The organism is Pelagibius marinus (genome assembly GCF_014925385.1).
Classification (GTDB): Bacteria; Pseudomonadota; Alphaproteobacteria; order Kiloniellales; family Kiloniellaceae; genus Pelagibius; species Pelagibius marinus.
Genome location: NZ_JACSDK010000001.1, coordinates 195,738 through 209,186, shown reverse-complemented (window position 1 = coordinate 209,186; position 13,449 = coordinate 195,738). Strand labels below are relative to the sequence as shown.

14 protein-coding genes are annotated in these 13,449 nt (G+C 68.8%); 5 read left to right on the top strand and 9 right to left on the bottom strand.

Going from position 1 to position 13,449, the window contains the following annotated elements:
- Positions 1-24: 24 nt before the first annotated feature.
- The 3 genes from H7X47_RS00975 to rsmI form a co-directional block, all read right to left on the bottom strand.
- Positions 25-630: a BON domain-containing protein gene (locus tag H7X47_RS00975; protein WP_193366742.1), complete on the bottom strand. Its 606-nt coding sequence runs from the start codon at positions 628-630 to the stop codon at positions 25-27.
- A 106-nt stretch (positions 631-736) separates the two neighbouring features.
- Entirely contained in the window at positions 737-1,114 is a 378-nt protein-coding gene (locus H7X47_RS00970) for a YraN family protein (protein WP_193366741.1), read from the bottom strand.
- Complete coding sequence (gene rsmI, locus H7X47_RS00965) at positions 1,111-2,019, bottom strand: 16S rRNA (cytidine(1402)-2'-O)-methyltransferase (RefSeq protein ID WP_227010103.1); 909 nt, start codon at positions 2,017-2,019, stop codon at positions 1,111-1,113. Before rsmI ends, H7X47_RS00970 begins: the two co-directional genes overlap by 4 nt.
- Positions 2,020-2,186: 167 nt before the next feature.
- Between rsmI and H7X47_RS00960 the strand changes: the two genes are divergently transcribed.
- The gene (locus tag H7X47_RS00960; protein ID WP_193366739.1) at positions 2,187-3,503 is read left to right on the top strand and encodes a penicillin-binding protein activator; all 1,317 of its coding nucleotides are present in this window, start codon (positions 2,187-2,189) and stop codon (positions 3,501-3,503) included.
- Positions 3,504-3,509: 6 nt separating this feature from the next.
- On the opposite strand, the gene hemW is transcribed toward H7X47_RS00960, so the two are convergent.
- Genes hemW through rph form a run of 3 tightly spaced genes read right to left on the bottom strand, consistent with a single transcriptional unit; the run spans position 3,510 to position 6,078 of the window.
- Positions 3,510-4,706, bottom strand: a complete 1,197-nt coding sequence (gene hemW, locus H7X47_RS00955; RefSeq protein ID WP_193366738.1) for a radical SAM family heme chaperone HemW — start codon at positions 4,704-4,706, stop codon at positions 3,510-3,512.
- A gap of 4 nt (positions 4,707-4,710) precedes the next feature.
- Positions 4,711-5,319, bottom strand: a complete 609-nt coding sequence (gene rdgB, locus H7X47_RS00950; protein WP_193366737.1) for an RdgB/HAM1 family non-canonical purine NTP pyrophosphatase — start codon at positions 5,317-5,319, stop codon at positions 4,711-4,713.
- A 39-nt stretch (positions 5,320-5,358) separates the two neighbouring features.
- Positions 5,359-6,078, bottom strand: a complete 720-nt coding sequence (gene rph, locus H7X47_RS00945; RefSeq protein ID WP_193366736.1) for a ribonuclease PH — start codon at positions 6,076-6,078, stop codon at positions 5,359-5,361.
- 211 nt (positions 6,079-6,289) lie between these two features.
- Between rph and hrcA the strand changes: the two genes are divergently transcribed.
- Entirely contained in the window at positions 6,290-7,366 is a 1,077-nt protein-coding gene (hrcA, locus tag H7X47_RS00940) for a heat-inducible transcriptional repressor HrcA (protein ID WP_193366735.1), read from the top strand.
- Between the two features lie 69 nt (positions 7,367-7,435).
- Positions 7,436-8,140, top strand: coding sequence for a nucleotide exchange factor GrpE (grpE, locus tag H7X47_RS00935; RefSeq protein WP_193366734.1), 705 nt, complete (start codon positions 7,436-7,438; stop codon positions 8,138-8,140).
- 10 nt (positions 8,141-8,150) lie between these two features.
- Here grpE and H7X47_RS00930 read toward each other — a convergent pair whose 3' ends face one another.
- Together H7X47_RS00930 and H7X47_RS00925 are read right to left on the bottom strand one after the other, a co-directional pair.
- Positions 8,151-8,777: an alpha-ketoglutarate-dependent dioxygenase AlkB family protein gene (locus tag H7X47_RS00930; protein WP_193366733.1), complete on the bottom strand. Its 627-nt coding sequence runs from the start codon at positions 8,775-8,777 to the stop codon at positions 8,151-8,153.
- Positions 8,778-8,783: 6 nt separating this feature from the next.
- Positions 8,784-8,975 (bottom strand): hypothetical protein, encoded by a 192-nt coding sequence (locus H7X47_RS00925; RefSeq protein ID WP_193366732.1) that lies wholly within the window; start codon positions 8,973-8,975, stop codon positions 8,784-8,786.
- A gap of 300 nt (positions 8,976-9,275) precedes the next feature.
- On the opposite strand from H7X47_RS00925, the gene dnaK reads away from it, so the two are divergent.
- On the top strand, positions 9,276-11,213 hold the full coding sequence (gene dnaK / locus H7X47_RS00920) for a molecular chaperone DnaK (RefSeq protein ID WP_193366731.1): 1,938 nt from the start codon (positions 9,276-9,278) through the stop codon (positions 11,211-11,213).
- A 143-nt stretch (positions 11,214-11,356) separates the two neighbouring features.
- On the top strand, positions 11,357-12,487 hold the full coding sequence (gene dnaJ, locus H7X47_RS00915; RefSeq protein ID WP_319633502.1) for a molecular chaperone DnaJ: 1,131 nt from the start codon (positions 11,357-11,359) through the stop codon (positions 12,485-12,487).
- An 18-nt stretch (positions 12,488-12,505) separates the two neighbouring features.
- Here the strand turns inward: dnaJ and H7X47_RS00910 are convergent, their stop codons facing one another.
- On the bottom strand, positions 12,506-13,381 hold the full coding sequence (locus H7X47_RS00910; RefSeq protein WP_193366729.1) for a hypothetical protein: 876 nt from the start codon (positions 13,379-13,381) through the stop codon (positions 12,506-12,508).
- Between the last annotated feature and the right edge of the window lie 68 nt (positions 13,382-13,449).

The window sequence follows — 13,449 nt, the reverse complement described above, 5'->3', positions numbered from 1 at the left end:
TGTTCTGGTTCACGAAAGAAGGCGTCACGAAGGCCGCGCCGGGTCGTCCTTCAGCAGGACATAGCTGACGACGCGGCGCACGTAGGAAATGTCCTTGGCGTGGCCGACCACCCGGTCCAGTTCGGCTTGCGACTGCGCCACGCCCATGAGGTAGACCACCTGGTTCACGGTTTCGACGGAATAATCGATGGAGGAAACGTCCTGGTCGAACAGCAGGGTAGTCTCCAATTCCGTCGTGATCCAGGTGTCGCGGGCGGCGTCGGCCAGGGTCGAGGTGTCGTTGATCTCGATCTCGTTGATCACCTCGCGCACCCCCGGCGCCTGCCAGGCCAGGCGCAACGCCTCGATGCGCTGCTCGGGCCGGCGCACGTTGCCGCTCAGCAGCACCCGGCCTTCCTGCACCTGAAGGTTCACCTTGCGGAATACCTCCTCGTCGGCTTGCAGCCAAAGGTCGTTGATGGCAATGCGGATCTCGGTGTCGGTAATGCTGCGCCGGAACCCTTTTTCCTTCTGCGCCGCCGTGACACCGGCCGCGGCGCCGCCGGCGGCCGCGCCCCAGAAGCTGCAGCCGCCCGCGGCGAGAAGCGCCAGCAGGGCAAGAAGGGTGAGGAAGGAAAGGCGAAATCTCATGAAGGACGGCAACCTCGTATGTCGGGAAACTCCGAAGCAGACGCCGGACCCAGGGCGCGGGCGCCCGGCGTCGGGTTGAAAGAGCGTTCTAAAGACTGCCCGCGCCTTATAGCAAGAAGCTGTCGGCCTTCCAGGCGTCCTTGATATGGTGCGGCAGGCGCCGCGGCACCAGCAGCAAGGCGTCGAAGCGCAGCTGCAGCCTCGACAATTCCGGGTGGCGCTGCAGGTAGGCCTGGGCGGCGTGGACGACCCGGCGCTGCTGGCGCCGGCGGATCGCTTCCCCGGCCTCCGCCAGCCTGGCCCGGCGCTTCACCTCGATGACGGCCAGGGTGCCGCCGCGCCGCGCGATGAGGTCGATCTCCCCCACCGGCACGCGGAAGCCCCGCTCCAGGATACGGTAGCCCTGCAGGCGCAGCCACCAGGCGGCGATACGCTCGGCGCGCCGGCCCCGCACCAAGGCGCGACGGCGGGCGGCCTGGGTCATGACTCCCCACCTTCCCCTTCCGGGTCTTCCCCGCCGCCCTTTGCCAACTGGAGGGCCCGGGCGTAGACCTGGCGCCTGGGCAGGCCGCTGGCCGCGGCCACCGTGGCGGCGGCGTCGCGCAGGCTGGCGTGGGTGAGGGCGTCGGTGAGGGCGGCGTCCAGGTCGAAGCCCTCCTCGGCCGCGCCTTTCGCCGGCGGGCCGACGACGATGACGATCTCGCCGCGCGGCGGCCCGGCCTCGCCGTAGTGCGCCGCCAGTTCCGCCAGCGGCCCGCGCCGCACCTCCTCGTGCAGCTTGGTCAGCTCACGCGCCACCGCCGCTTCGCGCGGGCCCAGCACCGCGGCCATGTCCGCCAGGCAGGATGCTACCCGCGAGGCGCCCTCGAAAAAGATCAGGCTGGCGTCCAGGTCGCGCAGGCCCTGCAGCGCCTCGCGCCTCGCGGCGCTCTTGGGCGGCAGGAAGCCGCCGAAGAAGAAGCGGTCGCTGGGCAGGCCGGAGAGCAGCAGCGCCACCAGCGGCGCCGAGGGGCCGGGCAGCGCGGTGACGGCCAGGCCCTCGGCGATGGCCTCGCGCACCAGCTTGAAGCCGGGGTCGGAGACCAGCGGCGTGCCGGCGTCGGAGACCAGGGCGACGGCCTCGCCCGCGGCCACGCCGTCCAGCAGGCGGCGGCGATCGCGCGCGCCGCTGTGGTCGTGATAGGTGGTGACCGCCGTGGCGATGCCCTCGGCGCTCAGCAACTTGCGGGTGACCCGGGTGTCCTCGCAGGCGATGCGGTCGGCGCGGCGCAACACCTCCAAGGCGCGGCGGCTGATGTCACCCAGGTTGCCGATCGGCGTCGCCACCAGGTAGAGCCCGGCGGCCAGGCGTGCTCGAGTGCCGGGTTCGGCGCCTTCTTTCCGCCCCAAATTTGCGGAATCCTGGGCGCCCTGCGGCGGTTTACTTCGCTCTCCCGCCTCGCTAGGCTCAGCGCTCTCCGTGACGGATGGATGGTTCTTTGGTTTTGCTGACATCAGGGCCGCACCGGGGCTTCGCGCCGAAAGCTGTTGGGTTTCTGGGGTGGCGGTCTTTGCTTGTGGCAGGGCTGGCCCTCACGCTGGCCGCTTGCGCCTCGCCCAGCGTACCCACGCCGGAGCCGCAGGCGCAACCGCCGAGCGTGCCCGAGGTCCCGCAGGCCGCGGAGACCGGCGACCTGCCCGAAGAGACCCTGCCCGAGGTGGCCGAGGAAGAAGTCATCGGCCACCAGCAGGTGAAGGTCGGGCTGCTGCTGCCCTTGAGCGGCGCGCGCGCCGACGTCGGCCAGGCCATCTTGAATGCCGCCCAGCTGGCCCTCTTCGATCTGGCCGGCGACCGCTTCGCCCTGGTGATCCGGGACACCGGCGGCACGCCCCAAGGCGCCGCCGCGGCCGCCCAGGCGGCCCTGGATGAAGGCGCCGAGCTGATCCTCGGGCCGCTGTTCTCCACCTCCGCCGAGGCGGTGAAGCCGGTGGCCGCCGCCGCCGCGGTGCCGATGATCACCTTCTCCAACAACACCGCCATCGCGGGTCCCGAGACCTTCGTCATGGGCGTGACGCCCAGCACCCAGGTCAACCGGGTGATCGACTACGCCGTCGCCCAGGGCCTGCGCCGCTTCGCCGTGCTGGCGCCGGAGAACGAATACGGCAACGTGGTGGTCCGCGCCCTGCAGGAAGCGGTGTTCCGCAACGGCGTCGAGCTCAGCCGCGTGGTCTACTACGACCCGCGCGCGACCGACGTCTCCGCCGAGGTCCAGGTCCTGGCCGACTTCAACCAGCGCCGCGCCGCCGCCGAGGCGCAGCGCCGCGACCTGGAAGGGCGCAGCGACGAGGCGGCGCAGCGCGCGCTGCAGCGCCTGCAGGGTGTGGAGACGGTCGGCCTGCTGCCCTTCGACGCCATCCTGCTGCCGGCCAGCGGCCAGCAGTTGCTCTCCGTGGCGCCGCTGCTGGCCTACTACGACGTGGACCCGGCGGAGGTGCGCTTCCTCGGCACCGCGCTGTGGGAGGACCCGACGCTGCTCAGGGAGCCGACGCTGCAGGGCGGCTGGTTCCCGGCGCCGCCGCCGGCCCTGTGGAACACCTTCCGCAAGCGCTACGAGGACAGCTTCGGCAACACGCCGCCGCGCGTCGCTTCGCTGGGCTACGACGCCGTGGCGCTGGCCGCCGTCCTGGAGCAGCGCACCGGCGCCGGCGGTTCCTTCCTGCCCTACACGGCGGAGACCATCACCCAGGCGCTGGGCTTTGCCGGCATCGACGGCATCTTCCGCTTCCTGCCCGGCGGCACGGTGCAGCGCGGCCTGGCGGTGCTGGAAATCCGGCAGGCCGGCTTCGTCGAGCGCGATCCCGCGCCGCGCTCCTTCCCCGCCGGCATCAACTAGAGAAACTTAAGCCAGCAGGTAGCCCAGCAGGGCGTCGAGGCGTTGCCGCCCGGCGGCGGTGGCGCGCAGTCCGGTCTCGTCGACCTCCAGATAGCCCTCCCCGCTCAGCCGCTGCAGCCGCTCGACCGGCAGCAGCTCTTCCGGCGCGCCTTGCAGTTCGCGCGCCAGGGCGGCACGGGAGATGCCCTCGGTCAGGCGCAGGCCCATCATCACCATCTCGGCCAGGCGCTGCTCGGGCGTGACCGCCTCGACCTGGCGCCAGCCGTGGCCCTGGCGCTCCACCAGGTCGAGCCAGGCTTCCGGGGCGCGGTGCTCGCGCGTCGCCTGCTTGGTGCCGCCGAAGGTCAGGCGGCCGTGGGCGCCGGGACCGACGCCGACGTAGTCGCCGTAGCGCCAGTAGGTCAGGTTGTGGCGGCACTGCGCGCCGGGGCGGGCGTGGTTGGAGATCTCGTAGGCCGGCAGCCCGGCGTCTTCCAGCTGCCCAGCGGTGGCCTCGAACAGCGCCGCCGCCGCCTCTTCCTCCGGCAGGCGCAGCTCGCCGCGCCGCCAGGCGCCGTGGAAGACCGTGCCCTCCTCGATGGTCAGCTGGTAGAGCGAGATGTGCTCCGGCCCCAGGGCCAGGGCCTCGGCCAGCTCCGCCTGCCAGGCCGCCAGGCTCTGGCCGGGCCGGGCATAGATCAGGTCGAAGGAGATGCGCGGAAAGGCGGCGCGCGCCAGTTCCAGGGCGCCCAGCGCCTCGGCGGCCGTATGCTGGCGGCCGAGGAACTTCAGGGCTTCGTCGCCCAGCGCCTGCACGCCCAGCGACAGGCGGTTGACCCCGGCGCGCGCGAAGCCGGCGAAGCTCTCCGCCTCCGCCGAGGTCGGGTTGGCTTCCAGAGTGATCTCGGTGCCGGGGGCGAGGCCCCAGAGCGCGTCGATCTTCTCGATCAGCGCGGCCACGGTCTCCGGCGGCATCAGCGAGGGGGTGCCGCCGCCGAAGAAGACCGAGGTGACCTCGCGCGGCCCGCTCTTTTCCGCCGCGTGCGCCAGGTCGGCCAGCAGGGCGGCCCGCCAGCGGTCCTGGTCCACGGCCTCGCGCACATGGCTGTTGAAGTCGCAGTAGGGGCACTTGGACCGGCAGAAGGGCCAGTGCAGGTAGATGCCGAAGCCGGCTTCCCCCTGCGCGCCGGTTTCCGGCCGCGTGACCGCTGGGGCGCCCGTCATGCTCTCAGGCCTTTTCCAGCAGGGCCTCGGCGAGCTGGGCGAAGGCCCGGGCGCGGTGGCTCATCCGTTCCTTTTTGTCCGGGTCCATCTCGCCGAAGGTGATGTCGAAGCCCTGGGGCTGGAACATGGGGTCGAAGCCGAAGCCGCGCTCGCCGCGGATCGGCCAGACCAGTGTCCCTTCCACGCGACCCTCGTAGGATGCCGTCGCGCCGTCCGGCCAGGCGACCGAAAGGTTGCAGCAGAAGAAGCCGCGGCGGTCGAGGTTGTCGCCCAGTTCCTCGTGCACCCGCTTCATGGCGACAAAAAAGTCGCGGCCGGGCCCGGCCCAGCGCGCGGTGTAGATGCCCGGCTGGCCGTTCAAGGCCGGCACTTCCAGGCCGGAATCGTCGGCGATGGCCGGCAGGCCGGTGGCTTCGCAGGCGGCGCGGGCCTTCAGCACCGCGTTTTCCTGGAAGGTCGAGCCGGTCTCCTCCGGCTCCGGCAGGCCCAGGTCGCCGGCCGAGAGCACCTCCAGGCGGAAGGGCGCCAGGAGGGCGGCGTTCTCGCGGTACTTGCCCTTGTTGTGGGTTGCCAGCACCAGCTTGTCGCCGGGTTGAAAAGGGCGCGGGGACATCTTCTCCTCTCTCGGGCCTCTCTCTTTGGCCCTTCCGGTTCAGGCCAGGCCCAGGGCCTTGGCCTGGTGGTCGCAGAGCTCCTTCACGCCCTTTTCGGCCAGGTTCAGCAGCTCCTCGAACTGCTGGCGGCTGAAGGGCAGGTCCTCGGCGGTGCCCTGCACCTCGACCACGCCGCCCGCGGCGGTCAGCACGAAGTTGGCGTCGGCCTGGGCGGTGGAGTCCTCGGCGTAGTCCAGGTCCAGCACTTCCTGGCCCTCGAAGATGCCGCAGGACACGGCGGCGACCTGGTCGGTGAAGGGCAGCTTTTCGATGGCGCCGATCTCCTTCAGGTGCTGGAAGGCCAGGTGCAGGGCCACGTAGCCGCCGGTGATGGCGGCGGTGCGGGTGCCGCCGTCGGCCTGGATGACGTCGCAGTCGATGCGCACCTGGCGCTCGCCGAAGGCGGTCAGGTCGGTGACGGCGCGCAGGGAGCGGCCGATCAGGCGCTGGATCTCCTGGGTGCGGCCGCTCTGCTTGCCGCGCGCGGCCTCGCGGTCGGTACGGCTGCCGGTGGAACGCGGCAGCATGCCGTATTCGGCGGTGACCCAGCCGCGCCCGGAATTGCGCAGCCAGGGCGGAATGGATTCCTCGATGGAGGCGGTGCAGAGCACGTGGGTGTCGCCGAAGCGCGCCAGGCAGGAACCCTCGGCGTACTTGTTGACGTTGGTCTCCAGCACGATGGGGCGGAGTTGGTCGACGCTACGGCCGGAAGGACGCATGAAATCTACCTCTTTGGGGCCCCTTCCGGGGCGTTTGCGGCGGGATTTGGGCTGCGGGAGCGCCGTTCGGCGGTCGGATTGGGCCCTCCAGCGGCGCGCAAGCTAGACCATGCGGCCGGCATCGTCCAGTTGGGCGGGCGGCCGGCCGGCGATTTCGCGCCTTGCGGCCCGCGTTGACCCCCGCCCGGGGCCTCACTACATTCCGAAGGCAATGACCAAACCGCTCGACGCCGCCGCCAAAGCCGCAGCCCTCCAGGGCCTGAACGACCGTTCGCGCGAGGTCCTGCGGCACATCGTGGACGCCTACGTGGATACCGGCGCCCCCGTCGGCTCGCGCACGCTCTCGCGCAGCCTCGGCCTGGGGCTGTCGCCGGCGACCATCCGCAACGTCATGGCGGACCTGGAGGACCTCGGCCTGCTCTTCGCGCCGCATACCTCCGCCGGGCGGCTGCCCACCGACATGGGCCTGCGCCTCTTCGTCGACGGCCTCCTGGAGATCGGCAACCTGACCCAGGACGAGCGCGCGCATATCGAAGGCCAGGTGGCCGCCGAGGGCCGCTCGCTCTCCGAGGTGCTGGAAGAGGCTTCGGAGACCATCTCCGGCCTGTCGCGCTGCGCCGGGCTGGTGGTGGCGCCCAAGCTCAGCGACCCGCTGAAGCACATCGAGTTCGTCTCCCTCGGACCCGGGCGCGCCCTGGTGGTGCTGATCACCGTCTCCGGCGTGGTCGAGAACCGCATCATCGACGTGCCGGCGGGCCTGCCCGCTTCCTCCCTGGTGGAGGCCAGCAACTACCTCTCCGCGCGCCTGACCGGCCGCACCCTGGAAGAGGCGCATTCGGACATCCTGAAGGAGCTGGATCAGCAGCGCGCCGAATTGGATCAGCTCACCTCGCGGGTCATCGAACGCGGCCTGGCGAGCTGGGGCGGCAGTCAGGGCGGCAAGAGCGGCGCGCTCATCCTGCGCGGCCAGTCGCAGCTGCTGGAGGATGTGAACGCGCTGGAGGACCTGGAGCGCATCCGCCAGCTCTTCGCCATGCTCGAAACCAAGGACGCCCTCATCCGGCTGCTGGACCTGACCGGCGGCGCGGAAGGCGTGCAGATCTTCATCGGCGCGGAAAACGAGCTCTTCGGCCTGGCCGGCTGCTCGATGGTCATCGCGCCCTACAGCAACTCGCAGCAGAAGGTCGTCGGCGCCATCGGCGTCATCGGCCCGACGCGCATCGACTATGCCCGCATCATTCCCATGGTCGACTACACCGCCAAGTTGATCGGCCGGCTGGTCGGCTAAGCCCCCGCCGCGTCGCGATCGCCCCAAAGAACGAGAAGCGTAAGTTTGGAAAGGAGCAGCCGTCCCGTGATGGCTCAGGATAAGAAGCAGGACCAGGAAACCGGCCCCGAGGCCGAAGATCAAACGACCGCCGCCGACAGCCCGGCGGACAGCAGCCCCGTCGATGTCAGTGACGAGCCGCTGGTCGATCTCTCCAACGTCAAGCACGCCCACGACCTGTCGCCGGACGAAGACCCGGTGACGGTGCTGGAAGGCGAGGTCGCCTCGTTGAAGGACCAGCTGCTGCGCGCCATGGCGGAGACGGAGAACGTGCGCCGCCGCGCCCAGCGCGAGCGCGAGGACGGCGTGAAGTACGCCGCCGCCGCGGTGGTGAAGGACCTGCTGGGCGTCGCCGACAACCTGCAGCGCGCGCTGGAGAGCGTGCCGGCCGAGCTGGCCGAGCAGAACGAGGCGGTGAAGAACCTGCGCCTCGGCGTCGAGATGACCCAGAAGGAGCTGCAGACCGTCTTCGAACGCCACAACATCCGGGTGATCGAGCCCCTGGGCGAGAAGCTGGATCCGCACCTGCACGAAGCCATGTTCGAGGTCGAGGACCCGGACAAGCCCGCCGGCACCGTGGTTCAGGTGATCCAGGCCGGCTACCGCCTGCACGACCGCCTGCTGCGCCCGGCCCGGGTCGGTATCTCCAAGGGCGGGGCCAAGTCGAGCAGTGGGTCGAACGGCGCGCCGGAGGGGGACGCCGAGCCCGGCGGCACCGTCGACACCTCGGCCTAGAGCCCAGGCTTCACTCCCCCGCCGGGCGCGTGACCCGGCGCAGGGTGAGGTTGATCCGCCCGCCATCCGGCAACAGGCGGCTGGAGCCGCCCAGCACTCGGTCGATGCCGTGGTAGGCCAGGCGGGCCGGGCCGCTGAGGATCATTACGTCACCGGAATGAAGCTTCAGGGAGCGGGTCGGCCCGTGCCGTGTCGGCCCGCCCAGGCGGAAAACCGCGGAATCGCCCAGGGAGAGGGAGACCACCGGAGCCTCGAAGGTCTCCTCGTCCTGGTCCCGGTGCAGGCCCATGCGGGCCTCGGGGGCGTAGAAGTTGATCAGGCAGCACTCGGGCCCGGCGGGATAGTCCGCCACCTCGGCCCAGATCCGCTCCATCACCGCCGGGATCGCCGGCCAGGGCCGCCCGGTCTGCGGGTGGCGCGGCGCGTAGCGGTAGCCTTGCCTGTCGGAGAGCCAGCCGTGGCTGCCGGCGTTGGTCATGCGCACCGAAAAGGGCCGTCCGCTCTTGGGCATGGTCGGGCGGTAGAGCGGCGCCTCGGCCAGCAGGGCGCGCAGCTCGGCCACCAGGGCGGCCTGGGCCTCGGGCCCGAGGTAGCCCGGCAGGTAGCGAAAACCTTCGGCCAAATCGGTTTCGGTCATTGCGGCTCAGTCCCGCCCGTCCTCCCGCCGGCGCGCGGCGCGGCGGCCCAGCAGGCGGAAAACCCAGTACAGCACCAGGCAGAGCACCGCCATGCCCAGGCCCGCGTTGGCCAGGGCGCGGCTGCCGAAAAGGCTCTCGCCGGTCAGGGTGACGAGCGCCCCGACGATCACGCTGGCGGCCAGAACCGCCAGGATCATGCGGTAGAGGGGGTCTTGCCGGGGGTCCGGCCGGGGCCCCTGGGGAGAAGGGCGGTTTTCCGGGGGGTCTGCCATAGGTTCTGCTTTCGTTGCCTCTGCGCGGGCGCCGGGAGCCCCTTAACCCTCAAAAACAGGGCTTTAGGGCCCGAAATCTGCCCCCATTGCGACTTGCAGCGGGGCGCCGGCTGCTTATATAAGCCCAGAACCCATGGTCATGAACTCTCATTGGCGGGGATCCGCCGGGCGGTGCCGTTGCAGCGGGCTGTCCAAGGGGTCTGCTGATCGAAGTGAGGAGCAAAGATGAGTAAGGTAATCGGTATCGACCTCGGCACGACGAACTCCTGTGTCGCGGTCATGGATGGCAAGGACGCCAAGGTCATCGAAAATGCCGAGGGCGCGCGCACGACGCCGTCGATGGTCGCCCTGACGGACTCCGACGAGCGCCTCGTCGGCCAGCCGGCCAAGCGCCAGGCGGTGACCAATCCGGAGAACACGCTGTTCGCCATCAAGCGCCTGATCGGACGGCGCTTCGACGACCCCATGACGAAGAAGGACATGGGCCTCGTCCCCTACAAGATCATCAATCACGACGGCGACGCCTGGGTCGAAGGGCAGAGCAAGGAATACAGCCCCAGCCAGATTTCCGCCTTCATCCTGCAGAAGATGAAGGAGACGGCGGAGAGCTTCCTGGGCGAGACGGTCACCGAGGCGGTGATCACCGTGCCGGCCTACTTCAACGACTCCCAGCGCCAGGCCACCAAGGACGCCGGCAAGATCGCCGGCCTGGACGTGCTGCGCATCATCAACGAGCCGACCGCCGCGGCGCTGGCTTACGGCCTGGACAAGAAGGGCTCCGGCACCATCGTGGTCTACGACCTGGGTGGCGGCACCTTCGACGTTTCGGTCCTGGAGATCGGCGACGGCGTCTTCGAGGTGAAGTCGACCAACGGCGACACCTTCCTGGGTGGTGAGGACTTCGATGCGCGCATCATCGACTACCTGGCCGACCAGTTCAAAAACGAGCAGGGCATCGACCTGCGCCAGGACAAGCTGGCCCTGCAGCGCCTGAAGGAAGAGGCGGAGAAGGCCAAGATCGAACTGTCCTCGGCCAACCAGACCGAGATCAACCTGCCCTTCATCACCGCCGACGCCTCCGGGCCGAAGCACCTGAACATCAAGCTCTCCCGCGCCAAGCTGGAATCCCTGGTCGAGGACCTGGTCGCCCGCACCATGGGCCCGGTGAAGTCCGCCCTGAAGGACGCCGGCGTCTCGCCGGGCGAGATCCAGGACATCATCATGGTCGGCGGCATGACCCGCATGCCGAAGGTCTATGAGACGGTGAAGAGCTTCTTCGGCAAGGACCCGCACCGTGGCGTGAACCCCGACGAAGTGGTGGCCATCGGCGCGGCGATCCAGGGCGGTGTCCTGAAGGGCGACGTCAAGGACGTGCTGCTGCTGGACGTGACGCCGCTGTCCCTGGGCATCGAGACCCTGGGCGGCGTGATGACCAAGCTGATCGACCGCAACACCACCATCCCCACCAAGAAGAGCCAGGTCTTCTCCACCGCCGAGGACAACCAGCAGGCGGTGACCATCCGGGTCTTCCAGGGTGAACGCGAGATGGCGGCCGACAACAAGCTGCTGGGCCAGTTCGACCTGGTCGGCATTCCCTCCGCGCCGCGCGGCGTGCCGCAGATCGAGGTCACCTTCGACATCGACGCCAACGGCATCGTCAACGTCGGCGCCAAGGACAAGGCGACCGGCAAGGAGCAGACGATCCGCATCCAGGCCTCCGGCGGTCTCAGCGACGACGAGATCGAGAACATGGTCAAGGACGCCGAGGCCAATGCCGAGAAGGACAAGGAACGGCGCGCGCTGGTGGAAGCGAAGAACCATGCGGAATCGCTGATCCACGCCACCGAGAAGACGCTTGCCGAGGCCGGCGACAAGGTCGCCGAGGCCGACAAGACCACGGCCGAGGCGGCGATCGCCGAGTTGAAGACCGCGGCCGAAGGCGACGACATCGAGGCGATCAACGCCAAGATGCAGGCCCTGCAGGAAGTCTCCATGAAGATCGGCCAGGCCCTCTACGAGCAGGGCGACGCCGGCGAGGCCAGCGGCGAGGCTGCCGGTGCCGGCGGCGACGCGGCCGGCGAGAGGGAGACCGCCGAGGGCGACGACACGGTCGTCGACGCCGACTTCGAAGAAGTCGACGACGACAAGAAGGGTCAGGCCTAAAGAGCGCCGGCTATGACAAAGCAGGCCGGACAGAGGCGACCGCTGCGCTCCTTGCGCCCCTCCCTGTCCGGCCTTTGCTTTGTCGGTGACCGATGCCGGAGGCCTAGCGTGCGACCCGAGCTGTGGGGGCAGCAGACGAAGCCGTGAAAGACTATTACGAAACACTGGGCGTGGCGCGCGATGCCGATGCCGGCGCGCTGAAGTCCGCCTACCGTAAGCTGGCCATGCAGTATCACCCGGACCGCAATCCGGGCGACGCCGAGGCCGAAGCGAAGTTCAAGGAAATCAACGAGGCCTACGAGATCCTGAAGGACTCGGAGAAGCGGGCGACCTACGACCGTTTCGGTTCCGAGGCTTTCACCAATGGCGGCGGCGGGCATCCGGGCGCCGCCGGCTTCGGCGGTTTCTCCGCCGGCGGCTTCGCCGACATCTTCGACGAGATGTTCGGCGACCTCATGGGCGGACGGCGCGGCAACGCCGCGGCGCGCGGCGCCGACCTGCGCTACAACATGGAAATCTCGCTGGAGGACGCTTTCCACGGCAAGACCGCACAGATCCGCGTGCCGACCTCGGTCACCTGCGACGATTGCAGCGGTACCGGCGCGGAAGGCGGCGCCCAGCCGGTCTCCTGCCAGACCTGCAGCGGCAACGGGCGCGTGCGCGCCCAGCAGGGCTTCTTCACCATCGAGCGCACCTGCCCCGCCTGCCAGGGAGCGGGCCAGGTGATCGACAAACCCTGCCGCTCCTGCGAAGGCGCCGGGCGCGTACACCGCGAGAAGTCGCTGCAGGTGAACATCCCCGAGGGCGTCGAGGACGGCACCCGCATCCGTCTCGCCGGCGAGGGCGAGGCCGGGATGCGCGGCGCGCCGCCGGGCGACCTCTACATCTTCCTCTCGGTGGCGCCCCATCGCCTGTTTCAGCGCGACGGCGCCAACATTTACTGCCGCGTGCCGTTGCCCATGACCACGGCGGCGCTGGGCGGCGCGGTGGAGGTGCCGACCATCTCCGGCGGCCGCGCCAAGATCACCGTGCCCGCCGGCACCCAGACCAACCAGCAGTTCCGCCTCAAGGGCAAGGGCATGCCGGTGCTGCGCTCCAAGGCCGTGGGCGACATGTACGTAGAGGTCGGGGTGGAGACGCCGGTCAACATGACCAAGCGCCAGAAGGAACTGCTGAAGGAATTCGACGAGGCCGGCGAAGGCCGCGACACCTCGCCCGAGTCTTCCGGCTTCTTCAGCCGCGTGAAGGAATTCTGGGAAGACCTAACGGACTGAGATCGGGAACTGGCTGTTTCATGCCAATCGCAGTTGACCAAGCTGCTCAATGATAAAGCTGCATTTCCGAGTAACCCGAGGCACGTCATCCACGGTCATATAGCGTCGGAGCTCTTGGCCGATCTCTGATCTGACATCGCAGCCCTGCAAAGCCGGCGCCAGTTGACCAATGATAGGCGCCTGGCCGGGCCGTGGGATGAACTCAGAAAGCGCGTCGATTGTAACCAGACTCAAAGGTCTGCCGCGCTCCAGCCATTTCTGCGCCCTGCTCCACTCAAGAGCCGAGAGTGCGGCCAGGCGGCCCCAATCCTCAGAAATGTTCGTGCTTGGCACATGGGCCTCAATCCAGTCCAAGACATCAGGAGATCGAAACCACATCAGCGCCATCTTCTGCTCCCGCAGGTCTCGATTATTGAGCTTTCCGAGCGCTTGCATTGCCATATGCAGACCCTCTGGATGGGGCAGGCAACTAGCAGCTGCTTTGGCCCAAGCAGATAAGATGCCCTCTTCGGTTGCTCGCCCAAACTTGCATCGCACCCATTCTCCAGCATGATTTCCAAGGGCGTTGGCGCAAATACCGAGGCATGTACTCAATACCTGCCAGTTACGGACTTCGGTTCGGCGCTCAAGCTCTTTGAGAATGGCCTCACTGGCAAACGCCGCAAACTCTTCATAGACCTCTGCATCAACCCACCAGCGCGTCACGCAGTAGTCAACTAATCGCTCGAGTGATCTGGCAGCGAGAGCGAGAGAAGGGGCGGGAGGTCCAACCGCAGAGTGCTCGGATGCCTCTGACTGAAGGGCAGTTCCTTGTTCGTCATAGAAGTCGTCGTGCAGCAGGTATTTCCACTGACCGTGAATGGCGGCAAGATTGAACCACTCAAGCGGGCGCAACGCTTTCTGCCTGAGTCTCTTGCTGCACCCTGCGCATAGGCGATACGGCTGCGAAGGGTCGTCGTCTC

Bases quoted from the DNA above. Each gene is read 5' to 3' on its own strand.
- H7X47_RS00975 (WP_193366742.1), bottom strand. From the start codon at position 630: ATGAGATTTCGCCTTTCCTTCCTCACCCTTCTTGCCCTGCTGGCGCTT.
- H7X47_RS00970 (WP_193366741.1), bottom strand. From the start codon at position 1,114: ATGACCCAGGCCGCCCGCCGTCGCGCCTTGGTGCGGGGCCGGCGCGCC.
- hemW (WP_193366738.1), bottom strand. From the start codon at position 4,706: ATGACGGGCGCCCCAGCGGTCACGCGGCCGGAAACCGGCGCGCAGGGG.
- rdgB (WP_193366737.1), bottom strand. From the start codon at position 5,319: ATGTCCCCGCGCCCTTTTCAACCCGGCGACAAGCTGGTGCTGGCAACC.
- rph (WP_193366736.1), bottom strand. From the start codon at position 6,078: ATGCGTCCTTCCGGCCGTAGCGTCGACCAACTCCGCCCCATCGTGCTG.
- hrcA (WP_193366735.1), top strand. From the start codon at position 6,290: ATGACCAAACCGCTCGACGCCGCCGCCAAAGCCGCAGCCCTCCAGGGC.
- grpE (WP_193366734.1), top strand. From the start codon at position 7,436: ATGGCTCAGGATAAGAAGCAGGACCAGGAAACCGGCCCCGAGGCCGAA.
- H7X47_RS00930 (WP_193366733.1), bottom strand. From the start codon at position 8,777: ATGACCGAAACCGATTTGGCCGAAGGTTTTCGCTACCTGCCGGGCTAC.
- H7X47_RS00925 (WP_193366732.1), bottom strand. From the start codon at position 8,975: ATGATCCTGGCGGTTCTGGCCGCCAGCGTGATCGTCGGGGCGCTCGTC.
- dnaK (WP_193366731.1), top strand. From the start codon at position 9,276: ATGAGTAAGGTAATCGGTATCGACCTCGGCACGACGAACTCCTGTGTC.